Here is a 24,430-nt window from a genome sequence, read left to right on the forward strand (position 1 = left end):
GTCATCGGTTCCCCTCCTTGTTCTTCCGGCCCGCCAGGAGCGCGGTGCCCTGGAGCATGCGCCGCAGCGGCGAGGCGTTACCGGCCCGGGCGGTGCCGCGTCCGTAGCGGCGCTCCAGCCACGCCTGCGGGATGCTCAGCAGGGTCACGAGGGCCAGGTACCAGATGCTGGCGACGACGAGCATCGGGATGATCTGGTAGTTCTGGGCGTACACGTCCTGGATGTTGGACATCAGGTCGTGGGCCGAGATGATCGAGACCAGGGCGGTCATCTTGAGCATGTTGATCGTCTCGTTGCCCATCGGCGGGATGATGACCCGCATCGCCTGGGGCAGCACGATCCGCCGCATCGTCAGGGCCGGTCGCATGCCCAGCGAATGGGCGGCCTCGGCCTGCCCGGGGTCGACCGACTGGATGCCGGCACGGACGATCTCGGAGGCGTAGGCGGCTTCGTTGAGGCCGAGTGCGAGCAGTGCCGCGATCGCGGGGGTCAGCAACGAGTTCGTCTCGGCCTTGAAGAAGGTGACGTGGGTGAACGGGATACCGATCATCACGTACTTGTAGAGCGCGGCCGCGTATCCCCAGAAGATGATCTGGACGAGCAGGGGGGTGCCGCGGAAGACCCAGACGAAGAAGGTGGCCAGGCCGTACAGGACCGGGTTCGTGGACAGGCGCATCACCGCGATGAGCGTGCCCAGACACAGACCGAGGGCCATGGCGGCGGCGGTCAGCCACAGCGTCGTGGCCAGTCCGTCGAAGATCAGTCCGGCGAACAGGTACGTGCCGACGATGTCCCAGTGGAGGTTGCCGTTCTTGGCGAGCGAGCCGATGAGACCGGCGAGGGCCGCGACGGAGACGACGGCGGCGGCCCATCGGGCGTAGTGCCGTACGGGGACGATCTCGACGCTGCGCGCGGCGGCGTCGTCGTCGAGTGAGGTGCGGGCGGGGGATGCGGCGTCGATCATGCTCAGTCGACCGCCGCGTTCCTGGTGGCCTGCTTCACCGCGATGGAGGCGACACCGTACTTGGCGTAGATCTTGCGCACGGTGCCGTCGTCGATCAGGGCCTGCAGCGCCTTCTGCACGGCGTCGGTGAGCTGGGGCAGCCGCTTGCTGACGGCGATGCCGTTGGGCGAGGCGTTGTAACCGCCCGGCGCGGCGGGGTCCTCGACCAGGTCGAACGCCTTGCCCGCATCGGCCGTCTTGGCCGTCCATCCGGCTGCGGGCTTGGTCACCACCTGCGCTGCCACCTTGCCCGAGCGCAAGGCGAGTTGGGCGTCGGAGTCCTTGGGGAAGGTCTGTATGTCGATCTTCCCCGTGCCGGCCTTCGCGCATGCCGCCTGCCGGGACTTGAGGAGGGTCAGCTGGTTGGTCGCCGTCTGGACCGCGACCTTCTTCCCGCACAGGTCGCCCAGGTCGGCGATCTTCTGCGGGTTGCCGTCGGCGACGAGGATCCCGGAACCGGACTGCGAGTAGTCGACGAAGTCGACGACCCCCTGCCGCTCCTTGTTGTCCGTCATGGCCGACATGGCGGCGTCGAACTTCCCCGCCTGGATCCCGGGGACGATGCCGTCGAACTTCTGCGCGGTGAAGACGAACCTCACACCCAGCTTCGCACCGATCGCCTGCCCCAGGTCGTAGTCGAGGCCGGTCAGCCCGGTCTGTCCCTCCTTCACGTACATCTCGAAGGGCGGGTAGGGCACATCGGTGGCGACCCGGACGGTGCCGGACTTCTTGATCCCGTCGGGCAGCGCGTCGTGCAGAGCCTTGACTTCCTTGATCTCCACGCCGGCCACGGACACCTTGCCCCCTGCCACGGGGGCGGCGGCGTCACTGTTCCCGCACGCGGACAGGGCCGCGAGCGCCGCGGCTGAGGCGGCGGAGGCCGCCATGCGGCCGGTGAGACGAGCGTTCATCACGATCGGACCCTTCGGTGAGCGGTGCCGGCGGAACATCGCATCCGGCCACGCCCTGGAAGTTACATTCTCGGTGGCTCGATGGCCAGATGTATCGCACGTTACTTTTTCTTCACCGTCGCCCGGGGAAGCCGCAGAGCCTCACCACACGCACTCGACCAGCCACTCTCCACCTCGGCGGATCGGGAGTGCCCATGCCTTCGCCTTACATATTCCGTACTTGAAGCGGCCCTTGTAAGTTCTGCTACTTCCATGACGGGCATGCGCAGGCGCCCACCGCAGACAGGGAGGGCACATGACCGTCCGCTTGCGTTACCGCACCGCGGCAGCCTCCGTGATCACGCATGTTTCGCTCGCCGGCACAGTCGCCGGCGAGCGCCCCGCGCAGGCCGCCGCCGACCGGGTGCGGCTGGGCAGCACCTCCGACGTGAGCCGCAGCGACTGGAACGGTCCGGCATGCACCATGAACGGTGACGGCGCCGACGTGCGGGCCTCCATGCGACGCGCGGTCGACTCCATCCGTGACCACCCCGGCAGCCTCGACGTGGTCGTGCTCGCCGGCTCGGCCCCACGTCCGGCAGCCGAACCCCTGAGTGCGACAGCGTCATGTCCCTGACCGGCGTGAACTCCTGCAGTACGCCGCATGGAAGGGCAGCCCGCTCCGTCCGTCGAATCCGTGGTCGCCAAGGGCAGCGGTTCGGGTGGTGGCAGCGCCGGCACCCACATCAACAGATTCATCGTCTACGACGCCTGCCAGGGCAGCGCCACTCGGTCTTGGCCGCGCAGGCGAGGTGTATGGTTGCCGGCTTCCGTCTACTTCTCCGATGGCGACCAGTGCCGCGTCCAGGTGCGGGGTGCCTCGACGAGGCTGCCCGGTGTCAGGTGCGCGGCTGCGCGATCGCGCGTGCTGGACACCGTACCTGACCTCTGCACGCTGCCTGCCGAGAGCGGACCTGAACGGAATCGTGCACGGGCGCGGGCAATAGGTCCGAGTGAGCAACCGAATGCCTCGACGAAGGACGCCATCCTGCGGCCGAGCTGTCACGCCACGGACCAAGCCTTCCGAGCGAGCGCAGCGCGGCAGGACACTGCTCCGCGCCACACGTCAGCATGCTGGACACCGTCCGGCCTGATGCTGACCATTTACCGACCCAGACAAGGCGATCAAGGCCCTGAACTGCGAAAACAACCAAACGCTAGAGGGGCGGTGGCCGGGGTGATCACCCTGATCCGGCGCCGTTCCGAGGACCCGGTCATGGAGACGGTGATCGCCCGGGTCACCCCCTGCGCCGCCCATCTGCTCGCGGAAGCCGCGCGCACACCTCGGGGACTCGGTCACCGGATCGACGACGAGACCGCGCGGGCGGTCCTCGAGGTGTCCGAACGCTTCTGCCAGCGCAGTGGCGGGCACCAAGAGCAGCCGGGGTCTGTGAGCGTGTCAGATCGCGTAGCCGTCAGCCCGAAGGGCTGCGAGGACGGCGCGGTGCCGACCGGCGAGCTCTTCGGGTGGGCACTTCCGCACGCCGACGAGCACGTCCGCCGCCTCCTCGCAGGCGGCCAGGTGACCAGCGGTGCCCGGCGAGGGCGTGGGAATCCCACCGGGCCGGTCCGTACGGGCCTCCGGAGTCAGTTCGGGTCCGTCGTCGAGATCACCATCAGTTTGGTCACGGTGCCGTCGTCGCCGACCACGTCGCGCACGTGCCGGAAACCCATTCGACGGCAGAGTGCCAGGCTGGCGGTGTTGTCCGCGCCGACCATGCCGTAGGCCTCCTTCAGGCCCAGGTTGTCGGCGGCGTGGCGGAGCAGGCCCCCGACCATTTCCGTGCCCAGGCCTCGGCCCCAGTGCTCGGGGGCGAGGGCGGCGATCAGTTCGTGGCCGTCGACGTTGCCGGTCTTCTTCACCTCGGCGTGGCCGACGTAGACCTCCTCGCGCCACAGTCCCCACACGTCGAATCTGCGCTGCGGGTAGACGTCGGTGAGGATGGCGCGGAACAGCGTGCGGATGTCGGCCTCCGGCACGCGTTCCTGACCCATCCGGCGGCAGACCTCCTCGTCGTGCAGCAAGGCCACGAAGACATCCTCGTCCTCGGGGCGGTAGGGCCGGAACGTGAGTCGCTCGGTGTGCAGGACCGGTGTCATGACGGCTCCTCGGGACGGACGGACGGGCAGGGCGCAGGGCCGGGGTGCGGTTGCCGAACGCACCCCGGCCTGTTGTTGATGGGTGCGCGGGACGTGTCAGGCTTCGGCGTTCTCCATGCGCACCCGCAGGCTGCGCGGGCGCATGTCGGTCCAGACCTCGTCCACGTAGGCGGAGCACTCCGCCTCCGTGCCCTCCTTGTCGACGGGCTGCCAGCCGGCGGGCACCTCGACGTCGACGGGCCACAGCGAGTACTGCTCCTCGTCGTTGCGCAGCACCTGGTAGCGGGTGTTCTCGTCCATGTCTGTCGCTCTCTCTCGGGTCGGACGGGTGGTGGGGCAAGTGGGTGACGGGCTGCCGGTGTGGTGGCAGGCGGCGGGGCGCGGACCGCGGGGCGGGGCGTCACCGGCTGTTACGGGCGTGGCGGGCGATGTGGCGCAGGGCCTCGGCGAAGTCGTCGGCGATACGTTGCACGGTGTCCGTGGCGTGGAGGGCGGGCCGGTGGTGCCAGGTGAAGGACAGCCGGCCGCCCTGCACCGCACCGACGACCTCCAGCGGGTGGGAGCCGCTGTCACGCGGATCGTGGTGCGGTCCGAAGGACCCGTGCTCGGCGCTCACCAGCCCGTCGCCGAGGCTTTCCGGGCGGGCGTCCCACTGGCCGAGGTAGTTGAAGACGACCTGTCCGTGCGCGGCACGTCCGAGGCGCTCGCGGACCTCGGGCGGCCCGAAGGTGCGCAGCGCACCGAAGCCCAGTCCGTTGCCGGGCACGCGTCGCAGCTGACGGCGCACCGACTTCACCAGGGTCCGCCAGTCCCGGTCCGGGCCGAGGTCGGCGTGGTCGGGCACCTGGAGCGCGACGGGGTGGACGGTGGTGAACCAGCCGACCGTGCGGGAGAGGTCCACGTCGTCGAGGACGTCCTCGCGACCGTGCCCCTCCAGGTCCAGGCGGACCTCCTCGCGACCGGTCCAGCGGGCCAGGGCCAGGGCGAGGGCCGCGAGCAGCACGTCGTTGACGCGGGTGCGGTAGGCGGTGGGCGCGGCGCGCAGCAGTGCCTCGGTGTCCGCCTCGTCCAGTTCGGCGGTGAGCGTGTCCACGGCCCCCGACTCCGGTCGGGCCGGCGCCTCGGCCGGCAAACTCTCCGCGCTCACCGCCCTTTCCCAGTAAGGCAGTTCGTCGTCGAGTGCGCCGGCCGCGACGTGCGCGGCGAGACTTCGAGCCCAGTCGCGGAAGGAGGTGGTGCGTTCGCCCAGACCGACGGGTTCGCCCTGGGCGGCCTGCCGGTAGGCGGCCTCCAGATCGTCGCGCAGGATGCGCCAGGACACGGCGTCCACCACCAGGTGATGGGCGACCAGGAGGAGGAAGGCGGGGCGGTCGGCACCCCCGGTGAAGAGGGCCGCCCGCAACAGCGGACCGCGCGCCAGGTCGAACCCGGTGTGCAGGTCCTCCGCTGCCTTCTCCATCGCCGCGTCGGCCTCGGCGCTGCTCAGCCCGCTCACGTCGTGGCGGTTCAGGAGCTGGTCGCGGTCGGTGTCGGACGGCGGCGGGTTGAACTGACGCCAGCCTCCTTCGTCCACGGTGAAGCGCATGCGCAGGGCGTCATGGTGGTCGAGCAGGGCGTTCAGGGCCGTTTCCAGGGCGGCGGCTTCCGGGGCCGGGCCGAGTTCCAGCAGCAGGGACTGGTTGAAGTGGCCGTGGCTGGCGCGCGGACTGGTCAGGAACCACTCCTGGATGGGGGTGAGCGGCACGTCGCCGCTCACCGGCCCGTCCCCGGAGTGCTGGGGCGCGTCGGTGACGACGCCGGCCAGCTCCGCGACCGTCTGGTGGGTGAAGAGGTCACGGGTGGCGAGGTGCAGTCCGTCCCGCCTCAGCCGTGACACGACCTGCATGCTGAGGATGGAGTCGCCGCCGAGATGGAAGAAGTTGTCGTGCGCTCCGACGTCCGCCACGCCGAGGACGTCGGCCCAGATGCGGGCGATGCGACGTTCGGTGTCCGTGCGCGGCGCCGTGCGCGGCCCCGCGGCGGTGTGGGTGTTACCGGGTTCGGGCAGGGCGGACCGGTCGGTCTTGCCGTTCGGGGTGAGCGGCAGGCGTTCCAGCGGGACGAACGCCGACGGGACCATGTGCGCCGGGAGCAGTCCGGCGAGGTGGTCGCGCAGCTCCGCCACCGGCAGCTCCTCGACGCAGCCCTCGGCGGGTACGACGTAGGCGACGAGCCGTCCGCCGGAGCCGCCGTCCGGGTCGGCGCCGGCGCCGCGCACGGTGACCACCGCGTCGCGCACCCGCGGGCTGCCGCGCAGCGCGCTCTCTATCTCGCCGGGCTCGATGCGGAAGCCGCGCAGCTTCACCTGGTCGTCGGCGCGTCCGGCGAAGCGCAGGTCGCCGGAGGAGTCCCAGCGGGCCAGGTCGCCGGTGCGGTACATCCGCTCCCCCGGCGCGCCGAACGGGTCGGCGACGAAGCAGGAGGCGGTCAGGCCGGGCCGGTTCAGGTAGCCGCGGGCCAGTCCGGGGCCGGCCACGTACAGTTCGCCGGTGACCCCGGGCGGAACGGGGCGCAGGGCGGCGTCGAGGACGTGGACGTGGGTGGCGCCGGCGGGGCGTCCGATCGACGGGGCTCCCGCGCCCGGGGTGAGGGGGCCGGTCCAGGTGGCGACGACGGTGGCCTCGGTCGGACCGTAGGAGTTGATCATGCGCCTGCCGGGTGCCCACCGTTCGACGAGGTGGGCCGGGCACGCCTCGGCGCCGACGATGAGGGTGCGCAGGTGCGGCAGGGCGCCGGCGGTCCCGGGGTCGACCGTGGCCAGCGCGGCGGGCGGGATCAGGGTGTGGCTCACCTGCCGCTCGGCGAGGACCTGGGCGAGCCGCTCGCCGACGAGGGGGCCCTCCTCCCCGGTGACGAGGGTGGCTCCGCCGAGCAGCGACACGCACAGCTCCAGCACGGAGGCGTCGAAGCTGGGCGAGGCGAACTGCAGGACCCGGTCGCCGGGGCCCGCGTCGTAGCGTTCGGCGGCGGCCGCGGCGAAGGCGGCCAGGCCGCTGTGGGTCACGGTCACGCCCTTGGGCGTGCCGGTGGAACCGGACGTGTAGATCACGTACGCCGGGTGGGCGGGCGTCAGCGGGGCCGTGCGGTCGGCGTCCGTGGGCGCGGTGTCCGGCCCGTCAACGTCCCGTACGGCGGCGGGGTCGTCCAGCACGAGCCAGGCGTCCGCGTCGCGCAGCATGAACTCCCGCCGCTGCTCGGGGTAGTCCGGGTCGACGGGCAGGAAGGCGCCGCCGGCCTTGGCCACGGCGAGCTGGGCCACCACCGAGTCCGCGCCGCGGGGCAGGGCCAGTGCCACGATCCGCTCGGGGCCCACGCCCCGGGCGATGAGCCGGTGCGCCAGCCGGTTGGCGGCGCGTTCGACCTGCGCGTACGTCAGCTCGCGGCCGTCGGCGTCGGCCAGGGCCACGGCGTCGGGGGTGCGGGCGGCCTGCCGTTCGAACAGCTCCGGCAGCGTCGCCGCGGGCACCGGGTGGGCGGTGCCGCGGCCCTGGTCGAGGACGGCCTTGAGCGCCTCGTCGGTGGCGAGCGGCAGGGCGCCCACGGGCCGGTCGGGGTTGTCGGCGACGGCGGTCAGCAGGGTGCCGAGCTGGTCGGCCATGCGTTCGGCGGTGGCCGCGTCGAACAGGTCGGTGTTGTAGGTGAGCAGGCCGTGGAGTTCCCCGGCGGCGGTCTCGGCGAACTCCAGGGTGAGGTCGAACGCCGCGTGCCGCAGGTCCGTGTCGACGTCGCCGACCTCGATGCCGGGCAGGTCCAGGTCGGCGGCCGGGGCGTTCTGCAGCACCACCATGACCTGGAACAGGGGGGTGCGGCTGGTGTCGCGGACGGGCTGCACCTCGTCCACCACGCGTTCGAACGGCGCCTCCTGGTGGGCGAGGGCGTCCCGTACGGTCCCGCGCACCTCAGTGAGGAACTCGGGAAAAGGGCGGCCGGGTTCCACGCGGGAGCGCAGGACGAGGGTGTTGACGAAGAACCCGACGAGGGCTTGTGTCTCGGCGCGGTCGCGGCCGGAGGTGACCGTGCCGACCGTGATGTCCCGGCCGCCGGTCAGGCGGGCCAGGTAGGTCTGCGCCGCGGCGACCAGCGTGGTGAACAGGGTGGCCTGCCGGTCCCGGCCGACCTGGACCAGGCGGCGGGTCGTGCCGCGGGGCAGGACGAGGCGCACGGTGGCGCCGCCGTGGGTGCGCAGCGCCGGGCGCGGCCGGTCGGTGGGCAGGTCCAGCGTCTCCAGGCCGGCCAGGTGCTCCTTCCAGTAGGCGAGGTGCTCGTCGGTGGCGGTGCCGCGCTGCCAGTGGGCGTAGTCGGCGTAGCTCACCGGAAGTGGCGGCAACGGCTCGGCTTCCGCGCCCAGTTCGGTCCGGTAGAAGTGGGCGAGGTCGCCGGTGAGGACGCCGGTGGACCAGCCGTCGGTGATGATGTGGTGCAGGGTCAGCGTCAGGACGTGCTCCTCGTCCGAGAGCCTGATCAGCCCCGCGTGCAGCAGCGGGCCGCGCCGCAGGTCGAACGTGCGGGCGCGCTCGGCGTCCAGCAGCTCCCGGAGCCGCTCCGCGTGGTCGGTCTCCCCCGCCGCCGACAGGTCGTGCAGCTCGAGCGGCACCTCCTGCGCCGGGTGGACGATCTGGACGCCGCGGCCGTCCACCGTGTCGAAGGTGGTGCGCAGGGCCTCGTGCCGCTCGGCCAGGGAGCGCAGGGCCGCGGTCAGGGCGGCCACGTCGAGCCGGCCGCGCAGGCGCAGGGCCAGGGCGGTGACGTACTCGCCGCTGCCGGGCGCGAACTCCTCCAGGAACCAAAGGCGTTGCTGGGCGTACGACATCGGGGCGGGCGTGTCGCGGGGGGCGGGGACGATCGCGGTCGGCGCGGCGTCGCCGGACGGCTCCGCGGTGAGCAGCGCGGCGAGGGCGGCGGGGGTGGGGTGGGTGAACACCGCGCGCGGTGACACGTCGGCGCCGAACGCCTCGGACAGGCGGGCGGCCAGCCGGATGCTGAGGATGGAGTCGCCGCCCAGCTGGAAGAAGTCGTCCTCCACGCCGGGCTGTTGCGTGGAGAGGACCTCCGCGAAGACCTGGGCTGCGCGCCGTTCGGCCTCGGTACGCGGTGCGACCGGCTCGTGCTGCCGGTCGCCGCTCGCGGGCTCCGGCGCCGGGAGGGCGGCCCGGTCGACCTTGCCGTTGCCGCTCAGCGGCAGCGCGGGCAGGGTGACGAAGGCGGAGGGGACGAGGTAGTCGGGCAGCGAGCGGCCGGCGAACTCCCGTACGGGAGTCAGGTCTTCCGGACCGACGACGTAGGCCACCAGGCGTCGGCTGCCGGGCCGGTCCTCGTGGGCCACCACCGCGACGTCCGCGACGTCGGGGTGTGCCGCGAGGACGGCCTCCACCTCGCCGGGTTCGACGCGGAAACCGCGGATCTTCACCTGGTCGTCGGCGCGGCCCAGGAACTCGACCGTACCGTCGAGGCGGCGGCGGACCAGGTCGCCGGTGCGGTACATGCGCGTGCCGGGCGGTCCGGCGGGGTCGGCGAGGAAGCGGGCGGCGGTGTCACCGGGGCGCCCCAGGTAGCCGCGGGCCACGCCCTCGCCGGCGACGTACAGCTCGCCGGCGCAGCCCGGCGGGACGGGCCGCAGCCGGCCGTCGAGGACGTGGACGCGCATGTCGTCGAGCGGCCGGCCGATGGGCACGGTGTCGGGGACGGCCGTGGCGTCGGTGAGGGCGAAGGACGTCGCGAACGTCGTCGTCTCGGTGGGGCCGTAGCCGTCGACGACGGTCAGGCCGGGACAGGCGGACAGCACGCGGCGCACGGCCGCGGCGGGCACCACGTCGCCGCCGGTCCACACCTGGCGCAGGCCGGCGAAGCAGTCCGGCGCGTCCTGCGCCAGCAGCCGGAAGAGGCCGGCGGTCAGCCACAACGCGGTCAGGCCGCCGTCGCGGACCAGGTGCCGCAGCAGGGCCGCGTCCATGGGCCGGGGCGGTGCCACGACCACGCAGCCGCCGGTGAGCAGGGGCGCCCACACCTCGAAGGTGGCGGCGTCGAAGGCCACCGGGGAGTGCAGCGGCACCCGGGCGCACACCCCGCCGGTGAAGCGGCTGTCGGTGGCGAGGGCGGCCACGTCGCGGTGGCGTACCGCGACGGCCTTGGGCTCGCCGGTCGACCCGGAGGTGAACATCACGTACGCGAGCCGGTCGGCATCCGTGGGTACGGGGGCGGGCGCGTCCGGCACGGGGGCGGCCGCGGCGGCGACGTCCGCGGCGGTCAGCTCGGCCGTCGCGCCCGCCCGCTCCCTCAGCGCGCGGCGCCGGTCCTCGGGGGCGCGGGCGTCCACCGGTACGTAGGCTCCGCCCGCCTTGAGGACGGCGAGCTGGGCGACGACGAGTTCGGCGCAGCGGTCCATCGGCAGCGCCACCCGGTCCTCGGCCCGCAGGCCGCCGGCGAGGAGTCGGGACGCCACGGCGTCGGACCAGTCGTCGAGGCGGCGGTATGTCAGCTCGGTGTCGCCGGCGCGCACGGCGGGCGCGTCGGGGGTGCGGCGGGCCTGCTCCGCGAACAGCTCGACGGGGCTGCGCGGCGCCGGCTGCCGGGCAGGGGCGTTCCACCGCTGGAGCAGGGCGCGGTCCTCCCCGGTCAGCAGCGCGAGGCCGGTCACCCGCGCGTCGGACTCGATGCCGTCGGCGAGTGCGGTCAGCACGGCCGCGAGCCGGGCCGCGAGGCGTTCGGCGGTGTCCGTGTCGAACAGGCCGGCGTCGTAGGCGAGGTCGATGCCGAGCCGGTCGCCGAGGTGGGCGCGCAGGCACAGCGGGAAGGTCGGGGCGTCGTCGGCCCGCACCTCCTCGACGCGCACGCCCGTGCGGGCCGTGGCGGACTCGTCGACGGGGTAGTTCTCGAAGACGACCATGCTGTCGAACAGCGCCTCGCCCGCCGGGACTTCACTCAGCGCCTGGATGCGGGGCAGCGCGAGGAAGTCGAAGCGGCGGGCGTCGCTCTGCCGCTCCTGCACGTCCCGCAGCCAGGACGCCACTCCCCCGCCGGACACGCGGATCCGGGTGGGCACGGTGTTGATGAACATGCCGATCATCGCCTCCACGCCCGGCAGTTCGGCCGGGCGGCCGGAGACGGTCGTGCCGAACACGACGTCGTCGCGTCCGCTGTGGCGGGCCAGCAGCAGCGCCCAGGCGCCCTCGACCACGGTGTTCACCGTCAGCCCGGCCCGTGCCGCCGCCTGACGCAGCCGCGCCGAGACCCGCTCGTCCAGGTACCGGTGCACGGTGGCGGCGGCGCGGGCACGGTGTGCCTCGGCCGGGGTGCGGTCGTACGGCAGCGGGGTGCGGGCCGGGAAGCCGGCGAGGGCGCCGGCCCAGTGCGCCTCGGCCGCCTGCTCGTCCTGGTCGTGCAGCCAGTGCACGAAGTCGGAGAACGGGCGCCGGACCGGTACGGGGGCCTCGCGGCCGCCGGTGAGCGCGGCGTAGCGCTCGCACACCTCGGTGAGCAGCTGCCCGGTGCTCCAGCCGTCCAGGATCAGGTGGTGGGAGGACCACAACAGCAGGATCTCGTCGCCGGGCAGCGCGGCCAGGGTGACGCGGGTGAGGGGCGCGGTGGTGAGGTCCATGCCGGCCGTGCGGTCGGCGGCGAGCAGCTCCTCGGTCTCCGTCTCCCGCTGCCCAGGTGTCAGGTGCCGCCAGTCCAGGTGGGTGACGGGCAGCTCCACGCGGTGGTGGACCACCTGGACCGGGTGCGGCAGGCCCTGCCAGTGCACGCTGGTGCGCAGCGCCTCGGTGCGGTCGGCGACCTGCTGCCAGGCCGCGGCGAAGGCCCGCGGGTCGCTCACCCCGGACAGCCGGACGGCCGTCCGGTCGAAGTAGGCGCCGGCCGTGTCCACGAGGCCGTGGAAGAGCATGCCGGCCTGCAGGGGCGTCAGCGGCAGGACGTCCGCGACGTGCCGTCCGTCGCCGACGAGGCGGTCCAGCTCGCGCTGTCCGAGGCCGGCGAGCGGGTAGTCCGACGGGGTGCGGCCGCCCGCGTCCGGGCGGGCGCAGTGGTCCGCGATGTCGCGCAGCGCCGCGCACATCCCGTCGGCGAGGGCGCGGACGGTGGACTCGTCGTAGACGGCCGGCGGATAGGTCCAGCCGAGTTCGAGCCTCCCGTCCTGGACGACGCCGGTGAGGTCGAGCAGGTAGGGGCGGGGCGCGTCGGGGTCGGTGTCGGAGCCGGCCGGGGGCAGGGCGGCGCGGTACAGACCGCTGCCGTCGCCGCCGGTGTCCCACTGGCCGTGGTAGTTGAAGCCGACCTGGGGTGCGGGGGCGCCGGTCAGCGGGCCGTCGGGCAGCAGGTGGCGCAGCGCGCCGTGGCTCAGGCCGTGCAGGGGCACCGCCCGCAGCTGCTCCTTCACCGAGCGCAGGGTGTCGTGCCAGCCGGCGTCGGGCGCGACCGTCAGCGCGAGGGGGTACTCGGCGGTGAACCAGCCGACCGTCCGGGAGAGGTCGATGTCGTCGAAGAGGTCCTCGCGGCCGTGCCCCTCCACGCCGACCAGCACGGTGTCGCGGCCGCACCAGCGGGCCAGGGTGTGGCCGAGGGCGCTGAGCAGGACGTCGTTGACCTGGGTGCGGTAGACCTCCGGGACCCGGCGCAGCAGGGCGTCGGTCGTCTCCGCGTCCAGCTCCACGGTGACCGTGGCGGCGGTGCCGTGGGTGTTGGGGCCGGGCCGCCCCGCGGGCAGGCCGGCGGGGGCCGCCGCGGTGCGCCGCCAGTGGGCGAGGTCGCCGTCCAGGGCGCCGGACCGGGTGTGCGACTCCAGCCGGGCCGCCCAGTGCCCGTAGGCGGTGCCGACCGGGGGCAGGTCGACGGGCCGTCCGTCGGTGGCCTGGCGGTGGGCGGTCTCCAGATCGGCCAGCAGGATCCGCCAGGAGACGCCGTCGACGACCAAGTGGTGCACGGTGATGAGGAGTTGCGGGGGCAGGTCGGGGCCGCGGTCGAAGAGCAGGACGCGTGCCACCCGGCCTTCGGCAGGGTCGAGGGAGTCGCGGGCCGCGTCCGCCGCGCGCCGCACCTCGGCCTCCAGCGCGGGGCCGTCCAGTTCGGTCACGTCGTGGTGGGTGAGGATGCCGTACGGGGCGTCCGGCAGGACGGCCTGGCGCGGGCCGTCGCCGGTCGGGCGGAAGCGGGTGCGCAGGGCCGGATGGTGGCGGACGAGGGCGTCGACGGCCGTGCGGAGGGCGGACAGGTCGGTTCCGGGGGCCAGTTCGAGCCGCTGCGACATGGTGAAGCGCGGCGGGTCACCGAGCCGGCGGCCGTCGAGGTACCAGCGCTGGATGGGCGTGAGCGGTGCCTCGGCGGGCGGGGCCGCGGCCACCGCCGCGGGCGCCGTCTCGGTGACGTGGAGGGCGAGTTCGGCCACGGTCTGGTGGTGGAAGACGTCCTTGGTGGTCAGCGCCAGTCCGGCCCGGCGGGCCCGGGAGACGATCTGGATGCTGAGGATGGAGTCGCCGCCGAGCGCGAAGAAGTTGTCCCGCGCGCCCACCCGGTCGACCCGCAGGACGTCCGCCCAGATGCCGGCCAGGGTCTCCTCGGTGCCGGGACGCGGTGCCACGTACGCCGTGGCGGGGTCCGGCTGGGCGGGCGGGGCGGGCAGGGCGCGCCGGTCGGTCTTGCCGGTGCCGGTGCGCGGGATCCGTGCGAGGGGGACGAACGCCGCCGGCACCATGTGGTCCGGCAGGGTGCGCCGGAGCGCGAGGCGCAGGGCGTCGGCGCTCGGGACGGTTCCCCGGGCGGGCACCACGTAGGCCACGAGCATGAGCCGGCCCGCGTGTTCGCGTGCCGTCACGACGGCCTCGGACACGTCCGGGTGGGCGAGCAGCGCGGCCTCGACCTCGCCGGGCTCGATGCGGAACCCCCGGATCTTGATCTGCTCGTCGGCCCGGCCCAGGAACTCCAGCAGCCCCCGCTCGTTCCAGCGGGCGCGGTCGCCGGTGCGGTACATCCTCCCTCCTTGCCCGCCATCGGGCAGGAGGGGCCCACCCGGCGCGCCGAACGGGTCGGCGAGGAAGCGGGACGCGGTCAGGCCGGGGCGGCCCAGGTAGCCGCGGGCCACCTGCGCGCCGGCCAGGTACAGCTCGCCGGGCACGCCGGGCGGCACCGGGCGCAGGGCGCCGTCCAGGACGTAGGCGCGCAGGTTGCGGCCGGGGCGGCCGACGACCGGCCGGTCCGGGTGGTCGGCGCAGCGCCCGTAGGCGGCGTCGACGGTGCACTCGGTGGGCCCGTACATGTTGTACGCGGTGACGCCGAGGCCGGCGGCGGCGCACAGCTCCCGCCAGGCGTCGGGGCCGGTCGCCTCGCCGCCGACCAGCAGGACCCGCGGGTGGTGGCGGTCGGGTGCGAGGAGTCCGGCGGCGGTGAGTTCGCGCAGGAAGGACGGGGTGACGTTCACCAGGTCCAGGCGGCGCTCGGCGACCAGGGCGCAGAACGCGTCCGGGTCGAGGCGCACGTCCTCGTCGACGAGGTGGACCTCCTGCCCGAGGGCGAGCAGCAGCGGTCCCTCCCAGGAGGTGTCGAAGGAGAACGACGCGCTCAGCGCGGCGCGCAGCCGGCGCCCGTCCGCGGTGTGCGGGGCGACGAGCCCTTCGCGGTGGTCGTGGCAGAGGTTGACGAGGTGGCGGTGTTCGACGACGACGCCCTTGGGGCGGCCGGTGGAGCCGGAGGTGTAGACGATGTAGGCGGCGTGGTCCGGGCGCAGCGGGGCCGGGCGGTCGCGGTCGGTGGGGTCGTGGGCGGGGAGCCGTTCCCACGGTGTGTCGCGCAGCGCCTCGGCGGTCAGCACGGTGTGCGGCGCCGCGTCGGCGAGGAGGTGGGCGGCGCGCTCCTCGGGCAGGCCGGGGTCGAGGCAGAGCAGGGTGCCGCCCGCCTTGGCGACGGCGAGCACCGCCACCATCAGGTCGGAGGTGCGCGGCAGGCGTACGGCGACCACCCGTTCGGGGGCGACGCCCTGGGCGAGGAGGTGGTGGGCGAGCCGGTTGGCGCGCGCGTTGAGGGCGGCGTAGTCGAGGGTGGCGTCCCGTGCCACCAGGGCGGTGGCGTGCGGGGTGCGGGCGGCCTGTGCCTCGAAGAGGGCGGGGAAGGTGGTCTCCGGGACCGCGAGGCGCGGGCCCTGCCAGTCGTGGAGCACCTGGCGCCGCTCGGCCGCGGTCATCAGTTCCAGCGCCCGTACGTCGCGGTCGGGGTCCTGTGCCGCCGCCTGGAGCAGCAGCCGCAGGCGGTCGGCCAGGCGGCGGACGGTGTCCTCGTCGAACAGGGCGGTGTCGTACTCCAGGTGGCCGGTGACGCCGCCGTCGTCCTCCACGAAGTCGAAGGCCAGGTCGAACGTGGCGTTCCGGACCGGTGGCAGGACCGGCTCGACCTCCAGGCCGGGGAGCGCGGGCGCCTCGGCGCCCAGGTTGTGCAGGGCGACCATGACCTGGAACAGGGGGGTGCGGCTGGTGTCCCGCTCGGGCTGGAGGGCGTCCACCAGCCGTTCGAAGGGCACGTCCTGGTGGGCGAACGCGTCCAGGACGGTGGAGCGCACCTGCTCCAGCAGCGCGCGGAACGTGCTGCCGGGGCGCACCCGGTTGCGCAGCACCAGCGTGTTCACGAACATGCCGGCCACGTCGTGCAGTTCGGGGCGTTCGCGGCCGGCGGTGACGGTGCCGACGGCGAAGTCGTCCTGGTCGGCCCAGCGGGACAGCAGGGCCGTGCAGGCGGTCAGCAGCGTCATGTACAGGGTGGCGTCGGTCTCGCGGCCCAACTCGCGAAGCCCGTGGGTCAGTTCGGAGGGCAGGGTGAAGGTGACCAGTGCGCCGTCCCGGGTCCGTACGGCGGGACGCGGCCGGTCGGTCGGCGGCTCCAGCGGGGGCACCCCGTCCAGCCGCTCCCGCCAGTGGGCGAGTTGTCGTTCCACGCGGTCGGCGCGGGACCGCTGCCAGGCGGCGTGGTCGGCGTACCGGACGGGCAGGTCGGGCAGTTCGGGGCGGCGGCCCTCGTGCGCCGCCGCGTACAGCTCGCCCAGGTCCCGGCCGAGGACGCCGAGCGACCAGCCGTCGGTGACGATGTGGTGGACGGCGAGGACGAGGACGTGTTCACGGTGCTCGCCGGTGGTCAGGCGGGCCAGCCGGGCGCGCAGCAGCGGCCCGGTCGCCAGGTCGAAGGGGGTGGCGGCCTCGCGCTCCAGCAGCGCGTCCAGCGCCGCCCGCCCGTCCGGGGCCGTGGTGAGGTCGTCCACGGGCAGGTCGACCCGGTGCGGCGGGTTGACCACCTGCACCGCCTGTCCGTCCTGATCGGTGAAGGTGGTGCGCAGCGCCTCGTGCCGGGTGACGAGGCCGTCCAGCGCGGTGCGCAGGGCGTCCTCGTCGAGCGGTCCGCGCAGGCGGAGCACGGACAGCGTCGTGTACTCGGTGCTGCCGGGCTCGAACCGGTCGAGGAACCACAGGCGTTGCTGGGCGTACGACAGGGGCGCCGGGGTCCGCGGGTCGGTCGCCGGTATCGCGTCGGCGTCCGCGGCGGCGGCCGTGTCGCCGGCCGGTTCACCGAGTTCGGCGGCCAGGGCGGCGACCGTGGGGCGGGTGAACAGCAGCCTCGGGGAGACGCCGGGACCGAACGCGGCGCGCAGGCGGGCGGCGACGCGGACGGCGAGGATGGAGTCGCCGCCGAGCGCGAAGAAGTCGTCGCCGGCGTGGACCTCGGCCACTCCCAGCACGTCCGCCCAGGCGGCGGCGACCAGCCGTTCGGCGGGCGTGCGCGGCGGGGTGCGGTCGGTGCCGGCGGCGTAGCCGTCCGGTCCCGGCGCGGGCAGCGCGCGCCGGTCGAGCTTGCCGTTGACGGTGAGCGGCAGCGCGTCCATCGGGACGTAGGCGGCGGGGACCATGTGGGCGGGCAGCAGGCGCTCCAGGTGGGCGCGCAGTTCGGCCGCCGCGGGGGCGACGCCGCCGGTGCCTACGACGTGCGCCGCGAGCCGGCGGGTGCCGGAGGCGTCCTCGAACACGCCGACCGCGGCGTCGGCGACGCCGGGGTGGGTGTGCAGGGCGGCCTCGATCTCGCCGGGTTCTATGCGGTAGCCGCGGATCTTCACCTGGGCGTCGGCGCGGCCCAGGTACTCCAGGGTGCCGTCGGCCCGCCACTTCGCCCGGTCGCCCGTGCGGTACATGCGGCTGCCGGGCCGGCCGAAGGGGTCGGCGAGGAAGCGGGTGGCGCTGAGGCCGGGACGCCCCAGGTAGCCGCGGGCCAGGCCCTCCCCCGCGACGTACAACTCGCCGGTGGCGCCGGGCGGCACGGCTGCCAGGTCCGCGTCGAGCACGTACACCCGCAGGTCTTCGATGGCGGCGCCGATGGGGCTGGCGGCGTCCTCGGCGGCGGTGGCGGGGTCGAGCGGGGCGTACGTGACGTGCACGGTCGTCTCGGTGATGCCGTACATGTTGACCAGCCGGGGGGCTGAGGCCGGGTGGCGCGTCCACCAGTCGGCGAGCCGGCCGGTGTCCAAGGCCTCGCCGCCGAAGACCACCGTGCGCAGGGCGAGGCGGGCGCCGGTCCCGGGGTGCTCGGCGTCCGCGCGGATCAGCGGGTAGAACGCGGACGGCGTCTGGTTGAGGACGGTGACCCGCTCGTCCGCGAGCAGGCGCAGGAAGTCCTCCGGGGAGCGTGCGGTCTCGTCGGGCACGACGACGAGCCGGCCGCCGTGCAGCAGCGGGCCCCACAGCTCCCACACGGAGAAGTCGAACGCGTAGGAGTGGAACATCGTCCACACGTCGTCCGGGCCGAAGCCGAACCAGTGGCTCGTGCGGGTGAACAGCCGGACCACGTTGGCGTGCGGGATCACCACGCCCTTGGGGCGGCCGGTGGAGCCGGAGGTGTAGATGGCGTAGGCGGGGCTCTCCGGCAGCGGGCGGCGGGCCGGGGTGGGACCGGTGGCCGGGCGTCGGGCGAGGTCGGCTTCGGTGTCCGGGTCGTCGAGGAGGAGCAGGGGCACACGGGTGTCGTCGGTCCGGGCGGCCGTGCCGGTCGTGGTCACCAGCGCCACCGGGGCGGCGTCGGCGAGGAGGTGGCCGAGGCGTTCGGCGGGTGAGGCCGGGTCGATCGGCAGGTAGGCCGCGCCGGTCTTGAGTACGGCGAGGATCGCCACGATCTGGTCGCCGGAGCGGGGCAGGGCGAGGGCGACGAACCGCTCGGGTGCGGCGCCGAGTTCGGCGAGCCGGTGGGCCAGCCGGCCAGCGCGCGCGTCGAGCGTGGCGTAGTCCAGGTGCTCGCCCCCGCAGGTGACGGCGACGGCGGCGGGCGTGCGGGCGGCCTGCTCCTCGAACAGGTCCACCAGGGTCCGGTCGGGGCGGCCGTGTGCGGTGCCGTTCCAGTCGGTGAGCATCCGCCGCCGTTCCGCGGCCGTCGTCCAGGCCAGATCCCGCAGCTGCCGGTCCGGGTCGTCGGCCAGCTCCGTGAGCAGCAGGCACAGCCGGTCGGCGAGGGAGCGGACGGTCGCCGCGTCGAACAGGGCGGGGTCGTAGGCGAGATCGAAGCCGAGGCGTTCGCCGTGGTAAGCGCGGAGCACGAGGGGGTAGTTGGTGGCGTCGCGGGAGGTCACCTCGGTCAGGCGCACCCCGGAGCCGGCGGTGCGGGCCTCGTCGAAGGGGTAGTTCTCGAAGGCCACCATGCTGTGGAACAGCGGGCTGCCGGACGGCACCTCGCTGAGCTGGGTCAGCCCGGCCAGCGACACGGCCGCGAACCGCCTCGACTCGGCCTGGGCGTCCTGCAGTTCGCGCAGCCAGGCGCGGGCGCCGCGTCCGGCGTCGACGCGTACCCGGGTGGGCACGGTGTTGATGAACATGCCCACCATCGACTCGACGCCGGGCAGATCGTCGGGCCGGCCGGAGACGGTGGTGCCGAACACCACGTCGTCCTCGGCGCCGTAACGGGCGAGCAGCAGCGCCCAGGCGCCCTGCACGACCGTGTTGAGGGTGAGGCCGGCCTCGCGTGCGGTGCGCGCCAGCCGGGCCGACGTCCCGTCGTCCAGGCCGGCCGTGTGCACGCCGGCGGAGCGGGCCAGGTGGGCGTCGCGCAGGGGGCGGTCGGCGGGCAGCGGGGTGGGGGTGGTGAAGCCGGCGAGGACGCCCTGCCAGTGGGCGCGGGCGGCGGCGGGGTCCTGCTCGGCGAGCCAGTGCACGTAGTCGCCGAAGGGGCGCCGCAGCGGCGGCCGGGACTCGGCGCCGGCGGTGAGCGCCGCGTACTCCTCGCACACCTCGGTCAGCACCTGGGCGAGGCTCCAGCCGTCGAGGATCAGGTGGTGCGAGGTCCACAGCAGGTGCAGCCGCGCGTCGGGCAGCCGGACCAGGGTGAGGCGCATCAGCGGCGCGGCGGCCAGGTCGATGCCGCGGGCCAGGTCGTCCGCCCGCAGCCGGGCCAGGCGCTCGGCCCGCTCCGGCTCGTCCAGGTCCCGCCAGTCGAGGTGGGTGACCGGCACCCGTACGTCCCGTCGCACGACCTGGAGGGGTACGGGGACGTCCTCCCAGACCACGCAGGTGCGCAGGGCGGGTGTGCGCTCGGTGACGCGCTGCCAGGCGGTGGCGAAGGCGTGCGGGTCGGTGACGCCGTCCAGCAGGAGCGCCGCCTGGTCGACGTAGACGTCGTCGTCGCCGCCGACCAGCCGGTGGAAAAGCATGCCCTCCTGGAGCGGGGTCAGCGGCAGGATGTCCTCCACGTCCCGTCCGTCGCCGGCCAGCCGGTCCAGGCGGTCCTGGTCGAGGCGGGCCAGCGGGAAGTCGGACGGGGTGCGGCCGCCCGCGCCGGGGCGGGCGCAGTGCTCGGTGATCGCGGTGAGCGCGCGGGTCATGCCGTCGGCCAGGCGGCGCACGGTGTCCTCGTCGTGCACCTGGTCGCTGTAGTGCCAGGTGATCTCCAGTTCGCCGCCGGCGACCACGGCGGAGACGTCCAGCAGGTGGTCCAGCGGTTCGCCGGCGGCGACGTCCCGTCCGGGCACCTCGCCCGCCGGGGTGAAGTCCCGTCCGTCGCCGGCCTCCCACTGGCCGTGGTAGTTGAAGCAGACCTGGGGCAGCGGGAGTTCGCGCAGGGCGCGGGCGGCGGGGTCGGGCGAGCCGAGGCGGGCCAGGGCCTCGTAGCCGAGGCCGTGCCGGGGGACGGCCCGCAGGCGCTCCTTCACCGCCTTCAGGGTGCCGCCCCAGTCCGGCGCGCCGGACGGCCCGGCGGGCGCGAGGGTGACGGGGTACTGGGTGGTGAACCAGCCCACCGTGCGGGACAGGTCGAGCGTGTCGTCCTCGCGGCCGTGGCCCTCCATGGCGACGGTCACCCGCCCGGTGCCGGTCCAGTCGGCGAGGACCCGGCTCAGCGCGCTCAGCAGCACGTCGTTGACCTGGGTGCGGTAGACCGCGGGCACCTGGCGCAGCAGGGCGCCGGTGGTGGCGCGGTCCACGCGGGTGCGCAGGGTGCGCACCGAGCCGGCGAGCGGGGTGCCGGGGCGGTCCACGGGCAGCGGCGTGCGGGCCTCGGCGGCCTCGGCGGTCCAGTGCACCAGGTCGGTGTCGAGGTCGCCGGCGCGCACCCGGCGGGACAGGTGCGCGGCCCAGTCGGCGAACGGCGTGGCGACGGGCTCCAGTCGGACCGGGTCGCCGTCGGCCACCTGCCGGTAGGCCTGGGCGAGGTCGGCGAGGAGGATGCGCCAGGAGACGCTGTCCACGGCCAGGTGGTGAGCGGTGAGGAACAGCTGGGGGCGCGCGCCGGGGCAGGTCAGCAGGGCCGCGCGCAGCAGGGCTCCGGTCTCCGGGGCCAGGGCGGCGCGGGCCGCCTCGGCGGCCTCCTCGCGGGCGGCCGCCGGGTCGGCGGAGCGGGACAGATCGTGGCGGGTGAGCAGGCCGGTGGCCGGGCCCTCGCCGGGGTGCTGGCGCCAGGTGTCCCCCGAGCGCGCGAAGCGGGTGCGCAGCGCCGGGTGGTGGGCGGCCAGCGCCTCCAGGGCGCGCTCCAGGGCCCGCTCGTCCAGGTCGTGCGGCAGGTCCAGGAGCATCGACATGGTGAAGTGGCGCAGCGGGCCGTGCGCGGCGAAGAACCACTCCTGGACGGGTGTCAGGGGTGCCGGGCCCTCCTCGCGCGGCCGCCGGGGCGCGGGCACGGCGGCGGTGCGCGCCGACGCGGCCGCGGCGAGGTCGGCGACGGTCTGGTGGCGGAAGACGTCCCGCGAGGTCAGGTGCAGGCCCGCCGCGCGGGCGCGGGAGACGGCCTGGATGCTGAGGATGGAGTCGCCGCCCAGCTCGAAGAAGTTGTCGGTCACGCCGACCCGGCGCGCGCCCAGCACCTCCGCCCAGATCCCGGCGAGGGTCTCCTCCTCGGGAGTACGCGGGGCGACGAACTCCTTCTCGCGCTCGCCGCCGTCGAGGTCGGGTGCGGGCAGGGCCCGCCGGTCGACCTTGCCGCTGACGGTCGTCGGCAGGGCGTCGAGGACGGTGAAGGAGGACGGCACCATGTGGTCGGGCAGCACGCGCCGGCAGGCCGACCGCACCTCGGCCGCGTCGAGCCGCGTGCCACGGTCCGCGGGGACGAGGTAGGCGGCCAGCCGGGTGTGGCCCTGGGGGTCGGTGACCGCGACGACCGCGGCGGCCGCCACCGCGGGCAGGTCCGTCAGGGCCGCCTCGACCTCGCCGGGCTCGATCCGGTGGCCGCGCACCTTGACCTGGTCGTCGGCGCGTCCCAGGTAGTCCAGGCGGCCCTCGCCGGTCCAGCGGGCCAGGTCGCCGGTGCGGTACATGCGGGCGCCGGGCGGGCCGAAGGGGTCGGGCAGGAACCGGGCGGCGGTGAGCCCCGGCCGGCCCGTGTAGCCCCGCGCCAGTTGCACGCCGGCCAGGTACAGCTCGCCGCCCACACCGGGCGGTACGGGCCGCAGCCGGTCGTCGAGGACGTAGGCGCGCACGTTGGCGAGCGGCCGGCCCACGGTCGGGCGGCCGTCGCCCTCGATGCGGCAGGCCAGCGCGTCGACCGTGCACTCGGTGGGCCCGTAGAAGTTGTACGCGGACACGTCCGGCCGCCCGGCCAGCTCCCGCCACAGGCCGGGGCCGACGGCCTCGCCGCCGAGCATCAGCACCCGGGGGTGGTGGCGGGGGTCGGTGAGCAGCCCGGCGGGCAGCAGCTGGCGCAGGTAGGTGGGGGTCAGGTCGAGGAAGTCGATGCGGTGCTCGACGACGTACTCGACCAGGGCGGCGGCGTCCAGCCGGGTCGCCTCGTCGACCAGGTGCAGCGGGTGGCCGTCGGCCATCAGCAGCACGCCCTCCAGCGAGGTGTCGAAGGAGAACGACGCCGTCAGCGCCACCCGCAGCGGCCCGCCGCCCGCCTCGGCGACGAAGCCCTCGCGGTGGCTCACCAGGAGGTTCGCCAGGGACCGGTGCGCCACGGCCACGCCCTTGGGGCGGCCGGTGGAGCCGGAGGTGTGGATGACGTAGGCGGTGGTGTCGGGATCCGGCGGGGCGAGGCGGCCGTCGGGAGCGCGATCGGGCAGGTCCCGCAGCGCGGCCTCGTCCAGGACGATCGCCGGCCGCGCGTCGTCCAGCAGGAACCGCACCCGGTCCTCGGGCAGCGCGGGGTCCAGGGGCAGGTAGCCGGCGCCCGACTTCCAGACGGCGAGGATCGCCACGATCATGTCGGCGGTGCGCGGCAGGCGGAGCGCGACCAGCCGCTCGGGGCCCGCGCCGCGCGCCGCGAGGTGGCGGGCCAGGCGGTCGGCGCGCGCGTCGAGTGTCGCGTAGTCCAGGGTCGCGTCCCCGGCGACCAGGGCGGTGGCGTGCGGGGTGCGGGCGGCCTGCCGTGCGAACAGCTCGGGCAGGGTCTCCTCGGGGACGGGCCGCGCGGTGGCGTTCCAGTCGTGCGTCACCTGCCGCGTCTGCCGGGGCGAGAGCAGCGGCAGGGCGCCGAGCGGCCGGTCGGGTTCGGCGGCGGCGCCGTCCAGCGTGCGCAGCAGCTGGTCCGCCATGCGCTCGGCGGTGGCGGCGTCGAACAGGTCGGTGCGGTACTCCAGCAGGCCGGTCAGCCCGTCTCCGTCCGGGACGAACTCCACGCTCAGGTCGAAGGTGGCGGCCCGCCGGGGCACGGTGACCGGCGCGGTGGCCAGGCCGTGCGGGTCCGGTGCGGCGGGCGGCGCGGGGTGCAGCAGGACCATCACGTCGAACAGGGGGTTGCGGCCCGGCTCCCGGGTCGCGCCGACGGCCTCCACCAGCCGCTCGAACGGCGTGTCGCCGTGCGCGAAGGCGTCGTTGACGGTGTCGGCGGCGGCGGTGAGCAGTTGACGGAAGGAACCGCCGGTCTCCACGCGGGTGCGCAGCGCGACGGTGTTGACGAAGAAGCCGACGGCCTGTTCGAGGTCGGTGCGGCCGCGGCCGGGGGTCAGCGAGCCGACGGTGATGTCGTCCTGCCCCGACCAGCGGGCGAGCAGGGCCTGGCAGGCGGCGACCAGGGCGGTGAACAGCGTCGTGTGCTGCCCGGCCGCGAGGTGTTTGAGCCGGGCCGTGGTCGTCGCGGGGACGGCGAAGGTGTGCACCGCGCCCGCGCCGGACTCCTCGCCCCGGCGCGGCCGGTCCAGCGGCAGTTCAGGCGCCACCGCCCCCGTCAACCGCTCCTTCCAGTGCGCCAGTTCACGCTCCAGCCGACTGCCGGACAGGTGCTCGCGCTGCCAGACGGCGAAGTCCGGGTACTGCGTGGCCACCGGTGACAGCGCGGGCCTCTCGCCCCGCGCGAGGGCATCGTAGGCGGCGCACAGCTCCTGCAGCAGGACGCCCATCGACCAGCCGTCGGTGACGATGTGATGAGCCGTCAGCAGCAGGACGTGCGCGTCGGGTGCCTCCCGCAGCAGCAGGGCGCGCAGCAGCGGCCCGGTCCCGAGGTCGAAGGGGCGCTCGTACTCGTCCGTCAGTACGGCGTGCAGATCCGTCGGCTGCTCGCCGGAAGCCGTCAGGTCCCGCAGGGGCAGCGGGACCGGCCCGGCGGGGTGCACGGTCTGCACGGGTCTGCCGTCGGCCTCCTGGAACGTGGTGCGCAGCGCCTCGTGCCGCCCGACCACGTGCTCCAGCGCGCCGGACAGGGCGGTGTGGTCGAGGGCCCCGGTGAGACGCAGCGCGACCGCGCTGTTGTAGCGCGCGTCGCCGGGGCGGAGCCGGTCGAGGAACCACAGGCGCTGCTGGGCGAACGACAGCGGCAGCGGCCGGGTGCGGTCCGCCCGTGGGACGGCCTGCGGGGCGGCGGCGCCCGGGCTGCGGGCGGCCCGTCCGGCGAGCCGGCGGCGGAGCACTTCCTGGAGGTCCTGGGGCAGGGCCTCGGCGCGGTTTCGCTTCGAAGACGTCATGGTCGTCCGGTC

The 24,430-nt window shown here is 74.7% G+C and carries 6 protein-coding genes; 1 reads left to right on the forward strand and 5 read right to left on the reverse strand.

The features are described 5' to 3' along the window. Position 1: 1 nt before the first annotated feature. Both ACIPM1_RS10015 and ACIPM1_RS10020 read right to left on the reverse strand, forming a co-directional pair. Positions 2 to 964: an amino acid ABC transporter permease gene (locus ACIPM1_RS10015; protein WP_402431482.1), complete on the reverse strand. Its 963-nt coding sequence runs from the start codon at positions 962 to 964 to the stop codon at positions 2 to 4. 2 nt (positions 965 to 966) lie between these two features. Next, positions 967 to 1,914 carry an ABC transporter substrate-binding protein gene (locus tag ACIPM1_RS10020; protein WP_402431876.1) on the reverse strand — a complete coding sequence of 316 codons (948 nt, stop codon included), beginning with the start codon at positions 1,912 to 1,914 and terminating at the stop codon, positions 967 to 969. Between the two features lie 295 nt (positions 1,915 to 2,209). Between ACIPM1_RS10020 and ACIPM1_RS10025 the strand changes: the two genes are divergently transcribed. Further along, positions 2,210 to 2,530 carry a hypothetical protein gene (locus tag ACIPM1_RS10025; protein WP_402431485.1) on the forward strand — a complete coding sequence of 107 codons (321 nt, stop codon included), beginning with the start codon at positions 2,210 to 2,212 and terminating at the stop codon, positions 2,528 to 2,530. 1,010 nt (positions 2,531 to 3,540) lie between these two features. On the opposite strand, the gene ACIPM1_RS10030 is transcribed toward ACIPM1_RS10025, so the two are convergent. The 3 genes from ACIPM1_RS10030 to ACIPM1_RS10040 form a co-directional block, all read right to left on the reverse strand. Continuing rightward, positions 3,541 to 4,053 (reverse strand): GNAT family N-acetyltransferase, encoded by a 513-nt coding sequence (locus ACIPM1_RS10030; protein WP_402431488.1) that lies wholly within the window; start codon positions 4,051 to 4,053, stop codon positions 3,541 to 3,543. Positions 4,054 to 4,149: 96 nt separating this feature from the next. After that, complete coding sequence (locus ACIPM1_RS10035; RefSeq protein ID WP_402431491.1) at positions 4,150 to 4,353, reverse strand: MbtH family protein; 204 nt, start codon at positions 4,351 to 4,353, stop codon at positions 4,150 to 4,152. A 100-nt stretch (positions 4,354 to 4,453) separates the two neighbouring features. Continuing rightward, positions 4,454 to 24,418, reverse strand: coding sequence for a non-ribosomal peptide synthase/polyketide synthase (locus tag ACIPM1_RS10040; protein ID WP_402431494.1), 19,965 nt, complete (start codon positions 24,416 to 24,418; stop codon positions 4,454 to 4,456). Positions 24,419 to 24,430 lie beyond the last annotated feature (12 nt).

It is taken from the genome of Streptomyces sp. NPDC086766 (assembly GCF_044746005.1).
Lineage (GTDB): Bacteria > Actinomycetota > Actinomycetes > Streptomycetales > Streptomycetaceae > Streptomyces.

Coding starts and splice junctions, on each gene's coding strand:
- ACIPM1_RS10015 (WP_402431482.1), bottom strand. CDS start 964: ATGATCGACGCCGCATCCCCCGCCCGCACCTCACTCGACGACGACGCC.
- ACIPM1_RS10020 (WP_402431876.1), bottom strand. CDS start 1,914: ATGAACGCTCGTCTCACCGGCCGCATGGCGGCCTCCGCCGCCTCAGCC.
- ACIPM1_RS10025 (WP_402431485.1), top strand. CDS start 2,210: ATGACCGTCCGCTTGCGTTACCGCACCGCGGCAGCCTCCGTGATCACG.
- ACIPM1_RS10030 (WP_402431488.1), bottom strand. CDS start 4,053: ATGACACCGGTCCTGCACACCGAGCGACTCACGTTCCGGCCCTACCGC.
- ACIPM1_RS10035 (WP_402431491.1), bottom strand. CDS start 4,353: ATGGACGAGAACACCCGCTACCAGGTGCTGCGCAACGACGAGGAGCAG.
- ACIPM1_RS10040 (WP_402431494.1), bottom strand. CDS start 24,418: ATGACGTCTTCGAAGCGAAACCGCGCCGAGGCCCTGCCCCAGGACCTC.